Raw genomic sequence first — 23753 nt, forward strand, 5'->3', positions numbered from 1 at the left:
TGGTTTTAACACCAAGTGTGTCATTATGAAATATTTCAATGCTTTGAGACTGACAACAATTAAGAGGGAGCAGGCAACAGGCAATTGACACCCAATTTCAACAAATATAAGTTCTGCCGAGTAAAACAATACCCTGGCTTGGGCAAAGTTAATTTAATGGAAAAACGAATTTTAGGTTTAGATCCTGGATTAGCAATTTTAGGATTTGGCGCAATTACTTGCAAACAAAGCCTCGACAAGGGACAAGACACAACGGTAGATATGCTTGACTTTGGGGTAATTAGTACCTCAGCAGGTACAGAAATGGGGCAGCGCCTGTGTACCTTGTTTGATGATATGCACACCCTGATTCAGGAATTACAACCAGATTTGGTTGCGATCGAAAAGTTGTTCTTCTATCGTATGTCAAGTACTATCCTTGTTGCACAAGCCAGAGGTGTATTGATGCTAGTTTTGGGACAACATCGCTTACCTTATGTAGAATTTACCCCAGCACAAATTAAACAAGCTTTAACCGGATATGGCAATGCGGATAAATCTGATGTGCAAGCAGCTGTCGCACGGGAGTTGAATTTAGAGACAATTCCGAAACCAGATGATGCCGCAGATGCTCTGGCAGTCGCTTTGGCCGCATCATTTCAAATATGATTGTTAGAAAACGAGAATAATTAGTTGAACTGAACTGAAAAGTCAGCGGTTTAAAATTATATGGCTATTGTTAGCGCGATCGCATGAACCGATCAACTTTGGTTGAGAAAAAGCGATCGCTTTTTGCTGAAAGCTGAGATTTGTATCAGTTGCCAGAATTCTGTTTTAATCAAGCTGTCAATGCAAAAAGTCCATTGTTGCCTTACTTACGTATAATTACTGCTAAGTTTAAAATTACAATATTTGTTTTCTGAAAAAGTATTTAGATAAAATAAATCATTCATAAAAGATTGATGAAAACCTTTATTTAGTAAGTGATCAAGATAAAAGTATTTTTAAGTCACATACTTAAACATTTTTGCATAGGTATTGATTATAGTGTTTTTATGAAGTTAAAGATTTGAATTAACATCTAGACCTTTAAAATAAGCTGTGTCAAGATAAATTTCTAGCTGCATATTTTTGTCTTCGGAAATTCAGATGATAATTTTCCAAGCTAGATTAAAAAATACATCAGTATAAATTGCTGAACAAATATCTAAATCTAAATTTAGTAATTTTTAGAAGAACTAGTAGTATTGCCCACTTTGCCATAATTTGTGGAGCTTTTCTCTTTTGAATATACTCTGCCTCTTGGCAAAGACTTTGTTTAATAATAAATAGCTTTATGTCGCTATCATTTATCCTGTAGCTTCTCAATTGATGTATGCAATTCGTTCATCAAATCAATATATCCACAAGTCACATAGGATTTACATAGCATCTCAAATGACCAAGCAAATGAGTAGGGATTGCTAATATTTCTATTCTATTTTTTTACCAGTTTCTGCTTGAATGCTTCAGTCTTATCATTTCTATCTACCCACATCTAATGTCGCATTTTTTGAGCAAATACGTATCTGTAATTATAATGAATACTCAAAATTCCCCCATCCATCAAACAGTAGTTTCTCTAATAGATTTCGTGTTTCAGAAATATCATGATGAACTGGCTGTCATTATAGAAGATCAGCAATTTACTTATGGTGAATTACAGCAGCGGACAGAACAGTTATCTCAATACTTAACAGCCCAAAATTCGCTAAAACCAAACAGTTTAGTGGGATTGTGTATCGAACCTTCTTTGGAAATGGTGATTGCAATTTGTGCCATTTTAAAAGCAGGTGCAGCTTTTGTTCCTCTTGACCCTGATTTACCTCGTCAGCGGCTCAGTTATATGATTGCTGACGCTAAATTAACCACAATTCTGACACAGCAAAAATTTGCCTTTGATATCGAGCCAGCAATGCGGCAGAGTGGTTTGGATGGACAGATGTTTTTTTTAGACACTCCTACAGTCTGGCAACCTTTAACTACATCCTCTTCATTACCTTCCGTAGAGCCTGATCAATTAGCTTACATCATCTATACATCTGGTTCTACAGGCGTGCCTAAAGGCGTAATGCTGACCCACCAAGGGTTGCTCAATCTTGTAGAAGCTAGTTGTAACACTTTTAATATCACGCCAGGTTTACGCTTACTTCAGTTTGCTTCTATCAGTTTTGATGCAGCAGTTTGGGAAATCTTCACAGCCTTATGTGGTGGAGCAATTTTAGTACTTGGTGCAAGAGAGCAAATGCTTCCTGGACAACTTTTGGCAAACTTCATCACAAAACACAGCGTAAATTGGGTGATGCTACCTCCCTCTGTACTTGCAACACTCACACCTTTCCGCAATTATTTACCTGATTTACAAATGGTGGTAGTAGGTGGTGAAGCTTGTCCTGTATCACTTGCTCAAGCCTGGGTTTCGCCACACACACGCTTTTTCAATGCCTATGGGCCAACAGAAATAACAGTTTGTTGCACAATACATGAGTTTAAGCAACAGGATATTAGCCTGCCTATTGGTTATGCACTACCAAACGTAGAGCTATACATTCTCAACGAAGAACTCCAAATTTGTCCTCGTGGTGAAAAGGGCGAGCTATATGTAGGTGGTATGGGAGTAGCTCAAGGCTATCTAGATAAACCGGAGATTACACATTATCGTTTTCTCGACAATCCATTTGGTGTGGGCAAAATATATAAAACGGGTGATATCGTTTACGAAGATCCATCTCATGCAGGGCTGTTACACTATGCCGGTAGATCTGATCATCAGGTGAAAATTCGGGGTAAGCGGATAGAAATAGAAGCAATTGAAATGATACTTGCCCAACATCCTGGAGTACAGATGAATGCAGTTAAAGCAATTAGAACTACACATATAGAAAGTAGTGATGTGCCAGAAAATTATGGCGTATCGATGCTTGTAGCATATATCGTTCCCAAGGCTGGACAGTTTTTGATAGAAAAGCACCTACAACGCTTTGCCGCCGAACAACTACCAGATTATATGGTGCCTACTCGGTTTGTGTTCATGGATGAATTACCTTTGCTACCTAATCGCAGCAAAGTAGACCGAAATGCTTTACCAGAACTGCCTCAAACACCATCTTTTGTTACTGATACGATGGATAACTCTATCAAAATTGCGGTAGTTTTTGATGAAGCTTTAGAATTGCCTACGGGTACTTGCAAGCCTCACTCCAATTTCTTTGAGATGGGTGGTAGTTCACTGTGCATTGCTCATATCTTATATGGACTCGAACGCGATTTTGGTGTCACCATTCCTTCTCGTTTGATTTATGAGTATCCCACACCATCGGATGTAGCAAGATTATTAGAGCAGTTTAAACTCAAAAGCGAAAGTGTTGCTGATGATAGACACATTGACTTAAAAGCAGAAGCCGTACTTTCTCCAGATTTGAATACATCAATTTGGCAACACCCACCACAAGCTAAATATGACTGTGCATTAATTACAGGTACGACAGGTTTTCTGGGCGCACACTTGCTTGATGAACTCTTGACAAGAGGTAGCTATAGAAAAATTTATTGCTTGATTAGGGCAGAAAGCCAAGCTATTGCAATTGAAAGGCTACGTACAACCTTCATACAATATCAGTTACCCACAGCAAAACTGGAACGGGTAAATGTCATTAATGGCGACATCGAGCAACCACAGTTACAATTATCAACACAGTTATTTGACCAATTGGGTGAAGAAGTTGACCAAATTTATCATGTCGCTGCTGATACTAACTATATCAAACCTTACTCACTCATCAAAAAATCTAATGTTGATGGGACTGCAAATATCCTGACTTTAGCCGCACATCGTCGTCATAAAACGCTGCATTATCTATCTACCCTCGCAGTTTATGGCTCAATCACATCATTACTGGGTATAAATGAAGTTGCAGAGGAGTTTGATATTGATCTATGTGAAGGAATTATATCTGTAGAGTATGGCTATGTAAGGTCAAAATGGGTAGCGGAACGGATGTTGCACTCAGCCCAAGCAGAAGGATTAGCCGTTTCTCTTTACCGTCCTGGTTTTATTTCTGGACACAGACAAACCAAAGTTGCGAACCTCAATGATATGTTCTACCGCTTTGTTAGTGGTTGCATTCAGATGGGTATGTATCCAGATTTTCCCGAAAAACGTTGGGTTCCAACACCTGTAGACTATGTTGCTGAGGCGATCGCCCATCTTTCTTTGGATGCAAAATATACAGGTGGTCAGTACAACATCCTTGTACCCCAGGAAAAGGAATTAAGTCATTTAGAAATATTTGAATACATTCAAGAGTTGGGCTATCCTCTACAAAAGATTTCTCCCAAAAACTGGTTGAATTCTCTCTCTACTTTATCAACAACGAATCCCTTACATCCATTGATTTCATTCTTTCAAGAGAAAGTATATCAAGACCGTAGCACTATTTTAGAGGTACACCATCGCACTCCCAACTTTCAAACAGAAAACGTCCTTCATGCTATTCAGGGGACTAATATTGAGTGTCCAACAATAGATAAGAATCTCATTAGACAATACTTACCCAACTTTGATAAAAATTTCTCGACTAAACATCTCCAAGATACAGCATCCCTAAACTATTAGGATAAAATTAGATTCCCGATTTTTCTCATAAGTCGGGAATCTGAAAACTTCATTTTCTTAAATGAATAGGCTGACTAGAGTATGAAATCCTTAATTTATGCCTCAATCAAACAATAGTGAACTTTTTTAACTATTTTTTATTGATTGCCAAATGCTGAGGCTACATCTGGTATCTTTATTCCTAATTTATCCTTCGACTACTATATTCATCAGGGTAATATAAATGCTAACAGCAGACTTAATTTCTGGATATGACTTAACCGAAATGCTCCATGAAGGAGATGATACGATTATTTATCGTGCTAGATCGGAATATAACAAACAATCGATTATTCTGAAAATCCTGAAAGCAGATTATCCCTCCATAGATGCGATCGCGCGTCTGAGACATGAATACAAAATTACAGAAAACCTAGATTTGGTCGGCGTTGTCAAAGTTTTAAGGCTAGAAACCCACAAAAATCGGTTAGCGATTGTATTTGAAGATATCAATGGCTACTCTTTAAAACAATTGCTAAGTCAAGGTAGGCAAGACTTAAATAGTTTTATTCGCATTGCCATTCAACTCGCAAAAGCTCTAGTATCTGTACATGATTGTCAGATTATTCATAAAGATATTAAACCTGCCAATATAATCATTAACCCAGAAACTGGGGTTGTCAAACTCACTGATTTTAGTATTGCCTCACGTTTAGATAAAGAAATAACCCAACTAGCTAACCCCAACCAACTAGAAGGCACTCTGGTTTATATGTCCCCAGAACAAACAGGGAGAATGAACCGTAACCTTGACTATCGCAGCGATTTTTATTCTCTTGGGGTGACTTTCTATGAAATGCTTACCGAGCAGTTACCTTTTCAAAGCAATGACCCCCTAGAGTTAGTTTACTCTCATATTGCTAAAGAACCTACAGACATTGAATTATTAAACCCTGAAATTCCTAGTGCCATATCGTCTCTAGTCAAGAAACTTATGGCAAAAAATGCTGAAGATCGTTACCAAACAGCTAAAGGATTATTAGCAGATTTACAAATCTGTCAAGAACAGTTAGAAACAACAGGCGAAATTATTGACTTCACACCTGGTCGTTTAGATGTTTTAAGTCAATTACTCATTCCCCAAAAGCTTTATGGTCGAGAAACTCAAGTTAATTCACTTTTAGAAGCTTTTGAGCGAGTAAGTAAAGGTAAGGGTGAGCTTATCTTAGTTTCTGGTTATTCAGGAATTGGTAAATCTTCTGTAGTCAATGAAGTTAATAAACCCATCACTCGTGCTAAAGGCTTTTTCATTAGTGGTAAATTTGACCAGTTTCAACGTAATGTTCCCTATGTTTCGTTGATTCAGGCTTTTAGTTCATTAATGCGGCAATTACTTACAGAAGATGATGCTAAGTTTGAAGTATGGCGACGGAAAATCTTAGCAGCTGTTAAATCCTATGGAAAAGTTATTATTGATGTAATTCCCGAAGTGGAATTGGTCATCGGTAAACAACCAGAAGTCGCTCAACTAAACGCAGCAGAATCACAAAATCGCTTCAATCGTGTTTTTACAGACTTTATCCGCATTTTTGCCACCAAAGATCATCCTTTAGTCATCTTTTTAGATGACTTACAATGGGCTGATTCCGGTACTCTCAAGTTAATCCAATTACTAATTACTGACCAGCAAACTAAATATTTACTTTTAATTGGTGCTTATCGAAATAATGAAGTTAGTATTACACATCCTTTAATTCAAACAATAAAAGACATTAATAAAAATCATAATATTGTCAATAATATTATCTTACAAGCTCTATCTGTTAATGACTTTCATCAATTAATTGCTGACACACTGAATGAAAATTCATTAAAAATCAAACCATTAGTAGATTTACTCTACAATAAAACGGCAGGAAACCCATTTTTTCTAACACAGTTATTACTATCATTACATCAAGAAAATCTATTTAATTTCAACTTTAACACTGGTTCATGGCAGTGGAATATAGACAAAATCCAAACAATTGGAATTATTGATCAACGCATTGTAGAATTAATCGCCAGCAGAATTAAAAACCTACCGATAGCCACGCAAGCAATATTAAAACTAGCAGCTTGTATTGGTAATAGATTTTCGCTAGATATCTTGTCTATTGTTAGTGGTAAATCTCCAACTGTTGCTGCAACTGAGCTTTACGCAGCATTACAATGTGGATTAATTTTACCTTTGAGTGATGCTTATCGCATACCGTTAGTTTTTGAACAGGAAGAGTCTGTAAAATTAACTTTTGATTCTCAAAAGATTAGTTATAAATTTTTACACGATCGCATTCAACAAGCTGCTTATTCATTAATTCCTGAAAATAAAAAACAAGAAACGCATTTACAAATAGGTCGTTTGTTACTAAAACAAACAACAAATAAATCATTGTTGGAAAATATTTTAGATATTGTTAATCAACTGAATGTTGGTTGGGATTTATTAACTCAAGAATCTGAAAAATATGAACTAGTAAAACTGAATCTGATCGCTGGTAAAAAAGCAAAATCTGCCACTGCATATGAGGCTGCCGCAAGATATTTGAATACAGGGCTAAAACTTTTGGCAGCAGATAGCTGGCAAAAACACTATGAATTAACCTTGAATTTATATACTGAGACTACAGAAATAGAGTACTTAAATGGTAATTTTGAGCAAGCAAGTCATTTAGGAAATCTTGCTTTGAATCAAGCCAATAGTATTTTAGATAAAGTTAAGTTGTATGAAGTGAAAATGCTGACTTACATGGCACAGAATCAGATGCCAGAAGTTTTAGAAATTGGTGTACAATCTCTGAGAGAATTAGGCGTAATCTTGCCAAAAAATCCTACACAATTACATGTTGTATCAGCATTAATTCAGACAAAAATAGCATTAATAGGTAAACCGATAGAAAAGTTAGCATTATTACCTGATATGTCTGATCCTGATAAACTAGCAGCGATGCAAATCTTGTTGCAAATTGTACCAGCTGCTAGTCAGGCAGGCTCTTTTCTATTTGTATTATCCGTATTGGCAATGGTTAGGTTATCTATCAAATATGGTAAATCACCTGCTTCGGCTTATAGTTATGCTGCTTACGGCACTATTTTAACTGACAAATTTAACCAAGTTGAAACAGGATATCAATTAGGTAATTTGGCAGTAGATTTACTCTCCAATACAAATGATAATTCGCTCAAAGCTACAGTTTACTTCGTTCATAATGGAACAATTAGCTTTTATAAAGAACATTTGAAAGAAACAATCGCGCCACTTTTAGAAGGGATGCAGAGTGGAATAGAATCAGGAAACATTGAAAATGCTGGTTATTGTGCTGTAATTGCTGGTTATCATGCGTTACTTTCTGGAGAAAATTTGGAATCGGTAGATCAAAAAATCTCTGGCTATGTTGATTTAATGCAGAAGTTAAAGCTGGAATCTCTAGCAGCTGCTACCAGCCTTTTTAGACAAGCAGCTTTAAATTTGCAAGCTAAGTCATCGCAAAAATCTGCTTTAATTGGGGATGCTTTTGATGAAATTACAATGGCATCAGCATTATTAAAGAATTATTCTTTTAAAGGTTTTTATTATGGATGTAAAACCATAATTTGTTATTTATTTAATGATTATGAACTAGCAATAGAAAATGCTGTGTTAGCAGAAAAGACTCATGCTGATAACGTGGGATTACTGATTTATGTTGCTAATAATTTTTATCATTCTTTAGCTCTCGCAGCACTCTGTAATCAAGCTTTACCTCTACAAAAAAAGCAATATTTAAAGCAAATAGCTGTTAATCAAAAGCAAATGAAAAAGTGGGCTACACAAGCACCATGTAACTTCCAACACAAATATGATCTAGTAGAAGCAGAAACAGCTAAAGTGTTGGGTAAATTACAAGTAGCAATAGACCTGTATGATAGTGCTATTGCAGGAGCCAAGAAAAATGCTTATATCGCAGAAGAAGCTTTAGGGAATGAACTAGCAGCTAAATGCTATCTAGATTTTGGTAAAGAAAAAATTGCCAAAATGTATATGACTGAAGCTTATTATGCTTATATTCATTGGGGGGCTATAGCGAAAGTTAAATACTTAGATGAACATTATAATCATTTAATTATTCGTAGTATCAATCGGAAACAGTCAGCAATAGATGTTACCAGAACGATCGCTACAACAAAAATTAACTATGCAGGAACTACAAGTAGCAACGAAGGAGTTTTAGATTTAGCGACAATACTTAAAGCTTCACAAGCAATTAGTAGTGAAATAGTTCTAGATAAACTGCTAGAAACGCTTTTGCGGATAATTCTTGAAAATGCTGCTGCACAAAAGGGTTGTCTGATTTTACTTAAAGATAATGAATTATTTATAGAAGCTATCAATAGTATAGATAGTGACTCGATTATTCTGCAATCAACTCCCATAAAAACAAGTGAAGATATTCCAATTTCTATAGTTGAATATGTTGCGAGAACTCAAGAAGTTTTAGTAATCAATGATGTTTTTACTGAGTCTATTTATCAAACAAATACTTATATCCAAAGGCAGAGGCCAATATCGATATTATGTAACCCTATCTTTTATCAGGGTAAATTTATTGGCATTTTGTATTTAGAAAATAAACTAATTGCCGGAGCCTTCACCAAAGAAAATATTAATATTTTGAATTTAATTACATCTCAAGCAGCTATTTCTTTAGAGAATTCTCGGCTATATCAACAATCCCAAAACTACGCTAAACAATTAGAATCTTCCTTATCTGATTTAAAGGAAATGCAACTGCAATTAGTGCAGAGTGAAAAAATGTCTACTTTGGGTAATTTAGTCTCAGGGATAGCACATGAAATTAATAATCCTATCGGGTTTATTATTGGTAATTTAAAACCTGCGAGTGAATATATTCAAGACTTATTAAAGGTAATTGATTTGTATGAACATCACTATCCTCAACCAGTAGGAGAAATTACAAAAACTTTGCAAGAAGTAGATGTGGAATATGTGCGGGAAGACTTACCTAAACTAATTGCTTCGATGCAAGAAGGAATCAACCGTATTTATGATGTCAGCCTAAGTTTACGAACATTCTCTAGAGGAGATACTCAAAAACCCAGTATTTGCAATCTTCATGAAATTGTAGATAGTACAATTTTAATTCTCAAGCACCGTTTGAAAGCTTCACAAGCTCGTCCAGCTATTGAAGTTGTCAAAAACTATGATGATATACCACTAGTACGGTGTTTTCCTGGTCAACTGAGTCAAGTATTTATGAATTTGATAGCCAATGCGATTGATGCTTTGGAAGAGTCAAATATAGGACACAATATCGATGAGATAAAAGCTCATCCTAACCGCATTACCCTCACGACCAAACTCAATGAAGAGCAGAAGAGTGTATTAATCCGAATTAAAGATAATGGCATAGGAATGACTCATGAAGTTAAGCAGAAAATTTTTGATCACCTGTTTACTACTAAACCAGTAGGTAAAGGAACAGGTTTGGGATTAGCGATCGCTCGTCAAATTATCATTGAAAAACATGGTGGAAGTATTGAGGTGAATTCCCTCACTGGACAAGGAACAGAGTTTGTCATCCATTTACCGATATAAATAGACTTCCTCACAAAATCCTCAACTTTCTGCCATGAACCACCAAACAATTAATCTATGCGCTATATAAATGTAACCCTAATAGTCATTTAGCCACGGGAGGGCAGAGAAAACTAGCTTTAATCCTCCTGTGGCAAGTGGGTTCCTAGTTGTCTACATTAATGTAAATAATTTATAACTTATTCTGACATTAAGATATCAACTTGCTAATATGAGGTTACACTCGTCAAATAATATTTCATAAAAACTCACTTTTGAAATCCTCAATTATTCTCTAATACTCAGTGATTAATTTTGAAGATACTTTGCTTGAAAAGTATCTTTTTTATTGTGAATAACTTTACGCTTAACTTGCACATCTTCAAACCCTTATATAGTCAATCAATTAGTGAGGTATTCTGACTCATAACTTCTAGATTATTCTTCAATTAGCCATCAAATAGCTGCGTCACGAAAGATTTGGAAAAATTTGGCAGCAAAATTCAAGCGATCGCCTGGATGGGTAGTCTGGGCGATCGCTTCTGAGTTTATTTGATGATTACTTGGCAATGAAACTAGCTTCCTGGGGGTGTCTGGTAAGTGCTATACCAGTTGATGTATTAACATTCCCGCGGAAAAACTTGTGTGTACACCATAGCCAAACAAAGGGTGACTTGAGAGATTTTAGTTTTAGTCTAGATTTTTACTCAGCGATTCAATATAAGATCTAAAATTTACTATTGCAAAATCACAATGGCAGACCTAACTCCTAATTCTAGTTTTAGTTTGACCCTACGCTTGCAGATTCCTAACCGTGTGGGGATGTTAGCCTCTGTAACACAAGCGATCGCCACCAGTGGTGGTAATCTTGGTCAAATAGACTTAATTGAGCAAACCCGTCAAGAATCTACTCGTGATCTGACTGTTGATGCTGCTAGTACAGAACACGCTGAGACTATTGTCCAAACCATCAAAGCACTCCCAAATATCAAATTGCTGGATGTTTACGATCGCACTTTTAACTTACACCGTGGTGGCAAAATTAGCATTACCAGCCGCATCGCCTTAAAAAGTGTTTCTGATTTAGCAATGGCTTATACTCCCGGTGTAGGGCGGATTTGTAAAGCGATCGCCGAAAATCCAGAGGAAGTTTACAATCTGACAATTAAACAAAACACTGTCGCCATTGTTACCGATGGTAGTGCTGTTTTAGGATTGGGCAATCTCGGCCCAGCGGCGGCTTTACCTGTGATGGAAGGCAAAGCTATGCTATTCAAAGAATTTGCCGGCATAGATGCTTTTCCGATCTGCCTAGCTACGCAAAATACCGATGAGATTGTTCAGGCTGTTAAACAAATCGCACCTGTGTTTGGGGGTGTGAATTTAGAAGATATTGCTGCACCTCGCTGCTTTGAAATAGAACAAAGATTGCGTCAGGAATTGGATATTCCCGTATTTCATGATGACCAACATGGTACCGCAATTGTGACTTTAGCCGCGTTATACAATTCTCTCAAATTAGTCCACAAATCAATGGCAGACATCCGCATTGTGATTAACGGTGCTGGTGCTGCGGGTGTAGCGATCGCGCGGTTGTTGCGAAAAGCTGGGGCGCAAACCATTTTGATGTGTGACTCCAAAGGTATTCTGTCTACCAGCCGCACAGATTTGACCGAAGAAAAACAAGAATTCGCCGTCAAAGCCCAAGGTACCTTAGCTGGCGCAATGCAAGGTGCAGATGTGTTCATCGGTGTCAGCGCCCCAGGAGTATTAACCCCGGAAATGGTACAAGCAATGGCTAAAGACCCCATTGTGTTTGCAATGGCCAATCCAATTCCCGAAATTCAGCCAGAATTAGTTAGCAAAACCGTGGCGATCATGGCGACAGGACGCAGCGATTACCCAAATCAAATCAATAATGTGTTGGCTTTTCCGGGAGTGTTTCGTGGGGCTTTAGATTGTCGCGCTAAAGAAATTACTACCACCATGTATTTAGAAGCTGCTAGTGCGATCGCTTCTTTAGTCAACCCAGCCGATTTAAATCCCGAACATATTATTCCTTCTGTGTTTGATGCGCGTGTTGCTCCGGCTGTGGCGGCTGCGGTACAAAGGGCAGCCCGTGAAGAAGGTATTGCCAAGAGTTGAGTATAATTCTTGTGGGATAGGCAACTTGCCTATCTCCCAAATGCAAACAACAGGGGAATAAATTAACCGCCGTAGACGCGAAGCGGCTTCCCGTAAGGTTGTACGTAGATAGACGCAGATAAAGTTCACTCATGCAGTATCCTTTTGGAAGTGAGTTCATCGCAGAACTACCGCTAATTTTGACAGGGCCAATGCTACAACATACTGAATCAACATCTGTGACGGTATGGATAGCCCTCAAGCAGTCTTGTCTGGTAGAACTGAAGGTTTATGAAACAAGCAATCATGGCGCAACATTAGGAAATTGTTTGTTTGCTGGGCAACGCGCTACAGTTGCTTTGGGTGAATATGTGCATATTGTGGCGGTAACGGCTCAATGTCAAGATGGAAATCATCTGGTGAGCGATCGCATCTATGCCTATGATTTACAATTTATCTGTGATGCAGAACAGCAAACTCTATCACAAGCATTAAGTTCTGAGAATTTTGCCGCCGATAGTATCAGTTATTTTGACCATCAAAAACCAACGTTTGCTCTATCTCCCAGTCGTCTGCAAGATTTAAAAATTGTTCACGCTTCTTGTCGGAAACCGCATGGTCATGGATTAGATGCCTTACCAATTTTAGACAGTTTAATTACAACTACAGCAACTCAACCCCAACGCCGCCCCCATCAATTATTTCTCACTGGCGACCAAATTTATGGTGATGATGTTGCTGATCCTTCATTGTGGGTAGCGACTCATTTGGGTGATATGTTGCTGGGTTGGGAAGAAAAATTACCTGTAAGTCCAACTTATTGCACTCCCAAGCAATTACCCACCAGACAAAGGGCAGAAATTGCTACTGAACAAGCTGGTTTCACTGCCGGATTACATAACAAATACAGTAAAGTTAACAGTCACCTGCTCAGTTTGGGGGAATATTACGCAGCTTATTTATTAACTTGGTCGCCTGTGTGTTGGCCGCGGAAATTTCCCCTAGGAAAAGAAGTAACCAGCGATCGCCAAGGTATCAAAAACTGGAATCGAGAAGTCAAAGATTTACAGCAATTTATTTATACCTTGGGGAAAGTACGCCGTGCTTTGGCGAATATTCCCACATACACGATTTTTGATGACCATGATGTTAGTGATGACTGGAATCTCAACCAAGCTTGGTGTTTGCGAGTTCTGGGTACACCTTTAGGGCGGCGGGTGGTGCAGAATGCTTTATTAGCTTACAGCGTGTTTCAAGCTTGGGGAAATACACCTGAGCAATTTACCTTTGGTCAATCTGGTGAAAAATTGTTGGCGGCGGCGGAAATTTGGTCAGCTTCCCACGGAACAGATAGTTATGCGGATCAAGCGATCGCCCATTATGTCGGTCTACCACCTCAAGATTCTCTTACAGGCTTACCAACTTTTGCCCAAGATGGTTCAGTATTAATTCTGGCACGACATCCCCAAGCTCTCGATTGGCATTACACAATTCGCAGTCCGATTCATGAAGTAATTGTTCTCGATACCCGGACTTGGCGGGGTTATCCAGCCGATCAAAAACCCATCGCCCCACCCAGATTGCTATCACCCCAAGCTTTAAAACAACAACTGCTGACACCGTTACAAGAAACAACCAATATTCCCGCTACATTTGTCATTGCACCTACCAATGTATTTGGTTTAAAAGTTATTGATTGGGTTCACCATTGGCACTTACAAAATGAGAAAGTTTTTTCTACAGATGTAGGTGATGCGTGGAATATTCATACAGAAGCGTTGGCACAATTTATAACCACATTATTTGCTCAACGTCAACAAGTAATTGTCTTGTCGGGTGATATTCACTATAGTTCTGTGGTGCGTTTATCCCATAAAAATGTTAACTCGCCCTCTTCATCGGTCTTGGTACAGTTAACTTGTAGTGCCTTAAAAAATGAAGAATTACTAACACGGTTAATTCATACAAAATTAAAAAATTGGCTGTTACCAGAGAAATTGCGGTATTGGTTGGGTTGGAATCATCCAGTGGATATGGTAGAAACTTCCGCTAAAAAATGGCAACGCCAACAGTCGCGCCGTCCTGATTGGCGGTGTGCTTTAGAGGTGATTCCTCGACAAAAAACCCGCCCTGTTGACTTAGCCACTGATGTGTTAAGTTTTATCGCGCCGTGGAATCGACCAGAAAAGGCTAAGTGGCGATCGCTACAATTTTTAATGTTTTGGAAATCCCCTTGGTTTCAAGATGGAAAAGAAGTAGTAGGAGTAAATAATTTAGCATTAGTGCAGTTTAAACCGACAGATGAAAGTCTTGCTAGTCAAGTCATTCAAGATTTATACTGGTTTTCTTCCTGGTATACCACTGAACTAGTTTACTCCCGGTTTGAAACTCAGCTGCAACCCAATGATGATTTATTCCATTAGGAATTTCAGCACTTGTTGATGTAGCTAATGTTAATAGATAAAACCCAATTACTCAGTAATAAAATCTTGCCGCCTAAGTTTGGAGCTTCAATAATATGATTACCTACACCAATGCTCAATTCCGTTCGATTTTATTTGGATTAGGATATTTAGCTCAAGATTTTGCTGCTTTGGCGCAGGGTTTTCCGGTTAGTAAAGATAATTCACCGTTAACAACCATTAAAACTGTACAAGCAATCAAAAACTTTCAAGCAGATTATGAACTACAGGTAGATGGTGTAGTCGGCCCAAAAACAATGGCTAAGGCTGAAGAAATCGTCAGAATTCTGCAATATGAGTTGAATGTAGTCGTCAAAGCAGATTTACCAAAAGATCATCCCTTTTATGGGCCAAGAACTGTCGCCGCAGTTAAAAAGTTTGCCGCGCAGTATTCTGCTGAGGATGAAGGAGTGATAACTGGTGTGGCGAATTTAGAAATCCGCAAAAATCTTGATCGAGTGGCAAAACAATTAATTTAAATCACTTATTCCCTTTTAAGAAATTAAACTGGCGATCGCTTCTACTGATTATTCCAGATTTACTGGTGTAGATAGTCTGATATCTGCGGATAATACAGCTTTAGCGTAGCATTCTTTACCTTGCCCGGATTTTTTCGGCTCCTGCAAAGATCTGTGGGCGATCGCTGGCTCATGATTATCTAAGTGAGCCAAAATATATCGGTAACAATTTACTCGTGAGCTAATTTACGGGTGTTTGATGAAGGAATCTAGTTTATTGCTTGCGGTGGTGCGATCGCACCACCAGTATGACTTTAGTTAGAAGAAAAACAGATTCTTACTAACTAAAGATGAGCGATTGGACTTATTTCTAGCAAACCCTAATTAGTAATAAATATGCTTTTTCACGGAATCTAGACAGATTTAATTGATATCTACAGCTAATGATAGAGTTCATTCATATTTCCAATATTTAGCATAAATGTAGTTACAAATATTAGTCTAACCAATTAAACCTATATTTTAAATATTATGCCTGTTAACTGCTTGACACAACAGAATAAACACAATGATCCGAACACAGATAACTATACACAACAATCGATAAAAGTAGAATTTGCGCTGGCATTAGATCAAATTAAAAATTCTGTCTGGCTAATTGGAATTCCTTCGTGGTTATTTGCCATTACAGACAGAAGCTTTGCTATTTTATCTGATGGAGATTTATCACCAATAGACATATTGCAGCTATTGATGACTTGCTTATTTTTTGTCAGTTGGCTTTATTTAAAACCAGAGGAAAGTTTAAACAGTAATGATGTAGAGCCTAATGAATATGCAGAATATATAAGTCGCTCTCAAGCTCATAAGTTTAGATTGAAAAAGCGGCACATGATTAGCCAAGATTATATTTTACCTTTTCCTTATTACTGCCAAATTTATCACTTACTGAACTTAAAACACTTAGAAACAGTTCATAAATTCAGCCTTAACAGTTTGAAGGTTTTGAGTATCAGTCAGTTCCAAGCAACTAATATAGGTGGAGTTATTAAATTTAATACTATGTTGCAACCAAGCATTAACCTGTTAAGATTTTGGCGGCAACCAATTGTTGAAGTAGATTTAATTTTACATACCCCCTATACTATTGAATTGAGCATTCCTGCATATAATGACAAACGAATAGTTGTGATATTTCATGCTTTCCCTTTAAACGAACGAGAGCATCAATTATTTATAGATATATATAGTGATTTAGAATGGCCTAAACCGATATTGCAATTTATTTTACATTGTGCTACTTGTTTGACATTGTTTGAAGATTTGCCTTACCTACAAGCTTTAGCCGAAAAAAATGTTGAGCGTTTATTTAATTTAAATTTAGCTTCTAAGCACGAAACGATGTTACTCTTTAAACGCTTCATAGAATTGTATGGAACTCGGCAAAAAATTATCCAGTTGCCAGAATCAAAGTAAGTTTGCAGCTTGAACCCCGAAAGAATACTATTTAGATATTCAGCAAAATAAATATCCCCGGCTTTTTCAAGAATTCGGGGATATTATTAATGCTATATCACCTAATTTTAAATTAACTTTCTGCTAACAATGCTTTAGTTGCAGACTCTCCGGCTTTTTTCAATTTGCGCGTTAGTTGAGATACGAAAAATCCTACAATTGCAAAATGCCCTAAAATAGCGAAAAATGGAACCAATGCAAATTTATAGTCGCCGGTAGAAGATAAAGCAATTATGGGTGCAACTATTGAAAATAGCCAGATAAAAGAGTTTTTCTCAGGGTTAGAGAAGAATAAAGCTAAAAGAATTGGTGGTAATACAATCACTGCAATTAGAATCCCCGTAGCCCACAACTGTCGCTGCTCATTTTTCATGAATAAAGTTAATTGAGTTATGGTTGCATAAAATAAAGCTAAAATACCTGCAAAAAGCAGCGCCATCCAGGCATTAGTTTTATCATTTATACTGACTTGCGTAACTAAAACAAAGCAGCTTAAGCAAGTAATCGAAATTATCGCATTAATAGCGATCGCTAAAATTCCTGGACTTTTGTCACCCCAGATTAAATCGTGAATTAAACTAGTTTTACCTAATTCTTTGTTGCGTTCAATATGTCTATATCTTGCCCAATCTTGCAATGTGATACGACCAGGAGTGATGGCTGCAATTAAATATAAAAACAGCCCAAAATTCAAGATCATTAAAAGCCCTATATTCTCTTGAATTAAATAATTTCGAGGTAGCTGGCTAAAGACTAAATCTTGCCAATTAGCACATCCTAAAATGATGCCTATAAACCAAGCAGTTAGTAGATAACTCTGCTTTTTACTCAACATAGTTGCATTAGAATCCCGAAAGCAACGCTGTAAAGATTGCCAAATGAAGTACGCACCTACAAAATAAACTGCTATAGCAAAGCAAACTGTAGTAATAAAACTTTCTCCTATAGGTAGAACAAACCAATAAAAGTCAGTAAAATGGGGAATATTTTTGGTAAATTCAGAATTAATCTCTGGGTATGGAATTAAGAAAGATGGGTTAATTAGCCCAACAATAGTCACTGGACTATTAGTCAAAAAACTAGATTCTAGACTTTCCTTAGTAAAGAGGAGATAACCTAGTAATACACCACTACCTAACCAAGCTTGAAAACTGCTTAACCAAGAACCAACTAAGCCAAATAGTAGTGCAGCGCTGTAGTAGACAAAATTAGCAGCTATGACTACAGCATAAAAACCGAGAATCTCTATTAAAGGAATTTTCGCATTCAATCCTGACCATAAATGTAACGGTAGTGCTAACACTACTGCAATATAAAGCAAAGCGGGAACACCTAATATTTTTCCCCATAAAATACTCTGGGGTGATTGAGGACTCAGACGAATGAAATTGAGAGTATCTCGTCTTTCTTCAGTAGCTAAATCATTAATTAGTAGATAAGTTCCTGCTACTAGTAATCCAAAACTAGCAATAATACTGAGCAAACTAAAGATATCAAACGACAACAATTGCCAATTGATAGCCACGTTACCGAATTTATCACTTAGACATTCAGATAAGCCATATTGTGTTATGCCTGTACAATATTTATTGGGATTCTTATTAAATACATTCAGCCGCGTTGGTAACTGGGTTTGAAATGACATGAATAAAATAAATTGACCCAGAACAGATATAGCAGATGCTAATAAAATGTTGCGGGGTTTAAATCGACCTTTGAGTTCTCGAAATAACTGCGGATTCCAGTTTCCTAAGCGGTTAATTAAACTTTGTGTCATTGCTGATTCTCCAAATGATTAGTTAATAAGTAAGTAGATTTTCACTAGTTTTTCTGACTACTGTAAAAGTTGAGGCGACCTTTCTTTTCTCGCCGAAACAGAGGATTCAAACCGCCGATTTTATCTAAAAGACTGAAACACATAGTAGGAATTAGCGTAAGTTTGAGGGATGATACGTTAGGATGCTTGCTTATGACCAAGCTTGAGAAAAATAGTTTCTAGGTCTTCTTGTGTGCAATGAAAATCAGTAATGGGAATACCAGCTTGAATTAGCGATCGCAGTAATTCAGCACAAGCTGTTTGATCACCAGAAAAATTAACTCGCAAATTATTAGTTCCCGGTAAAACTTCCCATTCTTCCACTAAAGGATAATTTTTTAGTTCACTAATAACTACATCGATTTTTCCCAAAGTTGACAACATAATTTGTTGTCGAGCTAAACGCTGATAAAGTTGTTTGAGTGAAGCACTTTCTACTAAAAAACCTAGTTCCATAATTCCTACTGAAGTACACAGTTCCGCTAAATCGCTGAGAACGTGGGAAGAAATTAATATTGTCATCCCAGCTTCTTGCAATGCTTTGATAATTTCGCGGAATTGCATCCTAGCGATGGGATCAAGTCCCGATACAGGTTCATCTAAGAGTAATAAAATTGGCTCATGAATAATAGTGCGTGCTAAACTGAGGCGCTGTTTCATCCCCCGCGACAGTGTAGAAATTAAACTGTTGCGTTTATTACCTAATTGGATCAGTTCTAAAACTTCATGGAGACGCTGAGTGCGGCGTGGTTCTCGTAAACGATACAGACGCGCAAAGTAATCGAGGTAATCCCAAACTGTTAAATCTTCATACAGCGGATAGTCATCGGGTAAGTAGCCAAGACGACGCTTCATTGTCGGGTTACTCTTGTCCCTGACCATGCGATCGCCATTAATATATATCTCACCTGTTGTTGGCTCCTCAGCAGTTGCTAACATTCTGATGAGAGTTGTTTTACCCGCACCATTCGGCCCTATCAGTCCATACACTTCACCCGCTTGGATCTCTAAATCAACATCATTGACGGCTATATACCGTTCAAATTGCTTAGTGAGTCCACAGGTGCGAATTGCTAATTCTTTTACCATAGCTGCTAGAGTACGGCGGTTAATTACACACTAACCTAGCCTCTCTCTAGCACTGTTGTCAGGCTTGTTTCCGAAATTGAAACTACATTAAGGTCAAATTATTATTAAGTGCTTAAATATACAGCTAATAACATTTCAGGCTGGTAAAAAAGTAGGTAAAGCACAGAACTTACCTACTTGATTAGTAAATATTCTATTTTTTGAGAGAGTTTGACAAATTAAATTTGATTTGATTAAGACAAACTTAACTCATCATAGAGGCAGATGAAATCGCAGATTCACCATCATTTGGTGTTCCATTAGAAGATTGACTACTAAAGGCGTAACGTTGTTCAGGTATGGGATAACCTGCTTCACCAAAGGCTTCACGAATAGCTTTGTTGGTGTCAAAATAAACTTGCCAGTAGTGGTCATTATTGCAGTAAGGACGAACTGCTAAGACTGGCCCTGCTAAATTAAATGTGATAATTTCCACCTCTGGCGCAGGATTATTTATCACATTAGGAATTTGGCTGATTCTGGTTTTTAAGCGAGCGATCGCATCATTATGATCAACATTGTGATGCAGTTGCGCTAGTAGATCAACCCGACGGTAGGGATTAGCTGAGAAATTTTGGATGTTATCAGAAAAAATCTTATTATTGGCGACAATTGTTAAAACATTATCTGGTGTGGTGATATTAGTGGTGAACAGTCCAATTTCTGTAACTGTACCTGTAACACCTGCGGCTGTAATAAAGTCTCCAACTTTAAAGGGATTAAAGACAATCAAAAAAGCCCCAGCGGCAAAGTTTGCCAACAGTCCACCCCAAGCTGCACCAATAGCTACACCTGCGGCGGCTAACAATGCGGCAAAAGAAGTGGTTTCTATGCCGAAAAAGCCGAGAATTGCCACAACTAAAATAATTCTTAAAGTTACGGCAATGATATTAAGCAGGTAGTTAACTAGAGTTGGATCAACGTGTTGACTGCGAAAACCACGCCGAACTAACTTGAGTGCAAAATCAATCAACTTCTGTGCGACAATCCACAGAGCGATCGCACCCAGGATTTTCAATCCAAACCCTGTTAACAGTGCAACGGCAACTTGGCCGATTTGATTAAAATTCATAACCTTTTTTATTTCTTGCTACTTTTATCCAAAACATTACAAGAAACTGAGCAAAAAATCTTGAGGAACAGTTTTTTTTAATCTTTGGGTAGACACAAAGATTAGTCAAAATTTGTTTCTTATTCGCCCTTCTCTTGCTTTTGGCGACGTTCCTCAATTCGTTTAAAGATTTCATCGATAGTTTGATTTCCTAAAATTTCATCCCTATCTCGTGTATAGTCGCCACTACCTTTTTCAAATTGCTGCATAAATCTTGCCATTTCCACAGGGCCAAGAGCTTTTGTCAAAGCTTCTATTCCCAACCTTTTAATCTCAGCTTGAGTGAGTTTATTCACGTCTAGCATTGATTACCTTCAATACCCACCGCAAAAATTAAAGCTTCCATAGGTACATCTTGCTCGGTATGATATTTAATCTGCAAGCATTTACCTAATAGAAACTAGCTATGACGCAAAACTACCGCATTACCTTACTTCCCGGCGATGGCATTGGCCCTGAAATTATGGCAGTGGCGGTAGAAGTGCTAAAAGTCGTAGGGAAAAAATTTGATATTGAGTTTGCCTTCCAAGAAGCTTTAATTGGGGGTGCAGCTATTGACGCGACAGGAGAACCTTTGCCGAGTGCAACCTTAGATACTTGTCGCAATAGTGATGCTGTTTTACTCGCCGCGATTGGGGGTTATAAATGGGATATTCTACCATCTCACCAACGGCCGGAAGCTGGTTTATTGGGACTAAGGGCAGGTTTGGGATTATTTGCCAATTTACGCCCAGCCCAAATTTTACCCCAGTTAATTGACGCTTCAACTTTGAAACGGGAAGTTGTCGAAGGTGTAGATATTATGGTGGTGCGGGAACTCACTGGGGGAATTTACTTTGGTAAACCCAAAGGAATTTTTGAAACAGAAACAGGTGAGAAACGCGGTGTGAATACAATGGTTTACAGCGAGTCAGAAATTGAACGCATCGGGAAAGTTGCCTTTGAAGCTGCCAGAAAAAGAAGTGGTAAACTCTGTTCTGTAGATAAAGCCAACGTATTAGAAGTATCGCAGTTGTGGCGCGATTGCATCACCAAACTGTCCGCCGAATATCCTGATGTGCAACTGTCTCACCTCTATGTTGATAATGCGGCGATGCAATTAGTCCGCGCTCCTAAACAATTCGATACGATTGTCACAGGTAACTTGTTTGGCGATATTCTCTCCGATGCGGCGGCGATGTTGACTGGCAGTATTGGGATGTTACCTTCTGCTAGTTTGGGTGCTTCTGGCCCTGGCGTATATGAACCAGTCCACGGTTCTGCACCCGATATTGCCGGACTTGATAAAGCCAATCCTCTGGCACAGGTTTTGAGTGCGGCGATGATGTTACGCTACGGGTTAAATCAGCCACAAGCAGCAGATAGCATAGAAAAAGCTGTATTGCAAGTTTTAGAACAAGGCGATCGCACAGGCGATATCATGTCACCAGGAATGAATCTTTTGGGTTGTCAAGCAATGGGGAAATCACTCATTCAAGCACTAGAAAAATAATTCTTTGAGGAGAAACTCGCCAAATTGGCAATCTTTGCCAGAAGTTTCGGGTACACTATAGACAAAATCTAGTAAGTAGATAGCAGTAACATAGTGTACGCTTTACGACAAGATACAGCTAATTTCACCGCCTCTAGAATCCAGCCGCCTCTGGTTGATCCCGCTATCATCAGAGCAGCTGGCCAGATTTACTACACATATTGTGAAGTACATCCAGAAATCGCGGGGCAGCCTTCCGGGGTAGCAATTAATCGTGTTACCCATCGCGGTAAGGTGATTTTTACTCACCAACCCGTTCTCTTACCTCAAGAATGTTTTGTGCCTTTAAATCAAATTGAGTCTCATATGTATTAGTCAATAGAGTGCTGAGTAATAAATCTATCTCTAGTCCTAGCCTCTCTTTTGCCTCTCGACAAAGAACAAAAGATGAAGCACAAATGACACAGGACAATTGACAAATGACTATATGGACTTTTTAACGGCCGTTCCGGCGATTACTGTTGTTTTCGCCTTGGGTGCATCTATAGGTAGCTTCATCAACGTTGTCGTTTATCGCATCCCTGCGGGGTTATCGATTCTTTGGCCACCTTCCCGTTGCCCCCATTGCTTAAACCAGCTAAAAGCTTATGACAATGTACCCGTGCTGGGATGGTTGTGGTTACGCGGAAAATGCCGTTATTGCAAAAATAAAATAGCTGTTCGTTATCCGGTGGTAGAAGCGATAACGGGTTTAATTTTTGTGGCAATTTTTTTAGTATTTCAAATTTCCATCGCCACGTTAGGATACTGGGCTTTTTGTAGTTGGTTATTAGCCTTAGCCTTAATTGACTTAGATACCATGACTTTACCCAATGCCTTAACGCAATCAGGGTTAGTGGTAGGTTTGGGATATCAAATAATTAGCGGTTTTGTCCCAGAAGCCAGCAGCGGGGGAATAATTAGACACCTGATGATGGGGATAGTCGGTGCTGTTGTTGGTTTATGGCTATTTGATAGCATCGCCCTTGGTGGTTCAATTGTGTTAGGTAAAACCGCAATGGGCGCGGGAGATGCCAAACTCGCTGCAATGATGGGCGCTTGGCTGGGTTGGCGGTATTTGCTGTTAGCTAGTTTAATTGCCTGCGCCGTGGGAGTATTAATAGGTGGATTAGTATTGGTGCGATCGCCTAAAAAAACTGGCGTTAAAATCCCCTTCGGCCCTTTTTTAGCACTAGGCGCAATCATCACTGTCTTTACCGGGCCAGCTATCTTATCGGCTTATTTGAAATTTGCCTTTCCGTCCTAGCTAAATAATATTACGCTGTGTGCAACTTTCTCTCACACCTAACCCCCAACCCCTTCCCTTGTAGGGAAGGGGAGCAAGAATCAAAGCCTCTCTCCGTTTCGGGGAGAGGTTTGGAGAGGGGTTGCAAAAATAAGTT

15 protein-coding genes are annotated in these 23753 nt (G+C 38.3%); 10 read left to right on the forward strand and 5 right to left on the reverse strand.

Going from position 1 to position 23753, the window contains the following annotated elements; genetic code table 11:
- Nucleotides 1-156: 156 nt before the first annotated feature.
- From ruvC to IQ244_RS17700, 6 genes are all read left to right on the forward strand, one after another.
- Nucleotides 157-648, forward strand: a complete 492-nt coding sequence (ruvC, locus tag IQ244_RS17675) for a crossover junction endodeoxyribonuclease RuvC (RefSeq protein ID WP_193896371.1) — start codon at nt 157-159, stop codon at nt 646-648.
- A 910-nt stretch (nt 649-1558) separates the two neighbouring features.
- The gene (locus IQ244_RS17680) at nt 1559-4633 is read left to right on the forward strand and encodes a non-ribosomal peptide synthetase (RefSeq protein WP_193896373.1); all 3075 of its coding nucleotides are present in this window, start codon (nt 1559-1561) and stop codon (nt 4631-4633) included.
- 223 nt (nt 4634-4856) lie between these two features.
- A complete protein-coding gene (locus tag IQ244_RS17685; protein ID WP_193896375.1) occupies nt 4857-10247 on the forward strand; it encodes an ATP-binding sensor histidine kinase in 5391 nt (1796 codons plus the stop codon).
- A gap of 732 nt (nt 10248-10979) precedes the next feature.
- On the forward strand, nt 10980-12371 hold the full coding sequence (locus IQ244_RS17690; RefSeq protein WP_193896377.1) for a malic enzyme-like NAD(P)-binding protein: 1392 nt from the start codon (nt 10980-10982) through the stop codon (nt 12369-12371).
- Between the two features lie 131 nt (nt 12372-12502).
- Nucleotides 12503-14773, forward strand: coding sequence for a PhoD-like phosphatase (locus IQ244_RS17695; RefSeq protein ID WP_193896379.1), 2271 nt, complete (start codon nt 12503-12505; stop codon nt 14771-14773).
- Between the two features lie 95 nt (nt 14774-14868).
- Nucleotides 14869-15291, forward strand: coding sequence for a peptidoglycan-binding domain-containing protein (locus tag IQ244_RS17700; RefSeq protein WP_193896381.1), 423 nt, complete (start codon nt 14869-14871; stop codon nt 15289-15291).
- A gap of 48 nt (nt 15292-15339) precedes the next feature.
- Here IQ244_RS17700 and IQ244_RS17705 read toward each other — a convergent pair whose 3' ends face one another.
- Entirely contained in the window at nt 15340-15483 is a 144-nt protein-coding gene (locus IQ244_RS17705) for a hypothetical protein (RefSeq protein ID WP_193896383.1), read from the reverse strand.
- Nucleotides 15484-15801: 318 nt separating this feature from the next.
- Here IQ244_RS17705 and IQ244_RS17710 point away from each other — a divergent pair, with 318 nt between their 5' ends.
- Nucleotides 15802-16746 carry a hypothetical protein gene (locus tag IQ244_RS17710; protein ID WP_193896385.1) on the forward strand — a complete coding sequence of 315 codons (945 nt, stop codon included), beginning with the start codon at nt 15802-15804 and terminating at the stop codon, nt 16744-16746.
- A 112-nt stretch (nt 16747-16858) separates the two neighbouring features.
- Here the strand turns inward: IQ244_RS17710 and IQ244_RS17715 are convergent, their stop codons facing one another.
- The 4 genes from IQ244_RS17715 to IQ244_RS17730 form a co-directional block, all read right to left on the reverse strand.
- On the reverse strand, nt 16859-18562 hold the full coding sequence (locus tag IQ244_RS17715; RefSeq protein ID WP_193896387.1) for a hypothetical protein: 1704 nt from the start codon (nt 18560-18562) through the stop codon (nt 16859-16861).
- A gap of 177 nt (nt 18563-18739) precedes the next feature.
- Nucleotides 18740-19690 carry an ABC transporter ATP-binding protein gene (locus IQ244_RS17720; protein ID WP_193896389.1) on the reverse strand — a complete coding sequence of 317 codons (951 nt, stop codon included), beginning with the start codon at nt 19688-19690 and terminating at the stop codon, nt 18740-18742.
- A gap of 244 nt (nt 19691-19934) precedes the next feature.
- Nucleotides 19935-20801, reverse strand: a complete 867-nt coding sequence (locus IQ244_RS17725) for a mechanosensitive ion channel family protein (RefSeq protein ID WP_193896391.1) — start codon at nt 20799-20801, stop codon at nt 19935-19937.
- A gap of 119 nt (nt 20802-20920) precedes the next feature.
- Nucleotides 20921-21145: a hypothetical protein gene (locus IQ244_RS17730; RefSeq protein WP_193896393.1), complete on the reverse strand. Its 225-nt coding sequence runs from the start codon at nt 21143-21145 to the stop codon at nt 20921-20923.
- A 101-nt stretch (nt 21146-21246) separates the two neighbouring features.
- Here IQ244_RS17730 and leuB point away from each other — a divergent pair, with 101 nt between their 5' ends.
- The 3 genes from leuB (at nt 21247) to IQ244_RS17745 (ending at nt 23617) form a co-directional block, all read left to right on the forward strand.
- The gene (gene leuB, locus IQ244_RS17735) at nt 21247-22332 is read left to right on the forward strand and encodes a 3-isopropylmalate dehydrogenase (RefSeq protein ID WP_193896395.1); all 1086 of its coding nucleotides are present in this window, start codon (nt 21247-21249) and stop codon (nt 22330-22332) included.
- Nucleotides 22333-22425: 93 nt separating this feature from the next.
- A complete protein-coding gene (locus tag IQ244_RS17740) occupies nt 22426-22686 on the forward strand; it encodes a hypothetical protein (protein ID WP_015116056.1) in 261 nt (86 codons plus the stop codon).
- 112 nt (nt 22687-22798) lie between these two features.
- Entirely contained in the window at nt 22799-23617 is an 819-nt protein-coding gene (locus tag IQ244_RS17745) for a prepilin peptidase (RefSeq protein WP_193896397.1), read from the forward strand.
- Nucleotides 23618-23753 lie beyond the last annotated feature (136 nt).

The sequence above is a fragment of the Nostoc sp. LEGE 06077 genome (assembly GCF_015207705.1).
Classification (GTDB): Bacteria; Cyanobacteriota; Cyanobacteriia; order Cyanobacteriales; family Nostocaceae; genus Nostoc_B.

Bases quoted from the DNA above. Each gene is read 5' to 3' on its own strand.
- ruvC (WP_193896371.1), top strand. From the start codon at position 157: ATGGAAAAACGAATTTTAGGTTTAGATCCTGGATTAGCAATTTTAGGA.
- IQ244_RS17680 (WP_193896373.1), top strand. From the start codon at position 1,559: ATGAATACTCAAAATTCCCCCATCCATCAAACAGTAGTTTCTCTAATA.
- IQ244_RS17685 (WP_193896375.1), top strand. From the start codon at position 4,857: ATGCTAACAGCAGACTTAATTTCTGGATATGACTTAACCGAAATGCTC.
- IQ244_RS17690 (WP_193896377.1), top strand. From the start codon at position 10,980: ATGGCAGACCTAACTCCTAATTCTAGTTTTAGTTTGACCCTACGCTTG.
- IQ244_RS17695 (WP_193896379.1), top strand. From the start codon at position 12,503: ATGCAGTATCCTTTTGGAAGTGAGTTCATCGCAGAACTACCGCTAATT.
- IQ244_RS17700 (WP_193896381.1), top strand. From the start codon at position 14,869: ATGATTACCTACACCAATGCTCAATTCCGTTCGATTTTATTTGGATTA.
- IQ244_RS17710 (WP_193896385.1), top strand. From the start codon at position 15,802: ATGCCTGTTAACTGCTTGACACAACAGAATAAACACAATGATCCGAAC.
- IQ244_RS17715 (WP_193896387.1), bottom strand. From the start codon at position 18,562: ATGACACAAAGTTTAATTAACCGCTTAGGAAACTGGAATCCGCAGTTA.
- IQ244_RS17720 (WP_193896389.1), bottom strand. From the start codon at position 19,690: ATGGTAAAAGAATTAGCAATTCGCACCTGTGGACTCACTAAGCAATTT.
- IQ244_RS17725 (WP_193896391.1), bottom strand. From the start codon at position 20,801: ATGAATTTTAATCAAATCGGCCAAGTTGCCGTTGCACTGTTAACAGGG.
- IQ244_RS17730 (WP_193896393.1), bottom strand. From the start codon at position 21,145: ATGCTAGACGTGAATAAACTCACTCAAGCTGAGATTAAAAGGTTGGGA.
- leuB (WP_193896395.1), top strand. From the start codon at position 21,247: ATGACGCAAAACTACCGCATTACCTTACTTCCCGGCGATGGCATTGGC.
- IQ244_RS17745 (WP_193896397.1), top strand. From the start codon at position 22,799: ATGGACTTTTTAACGGCCGTTCCGGCGATTACTGTTGTTTTCGCCTTG.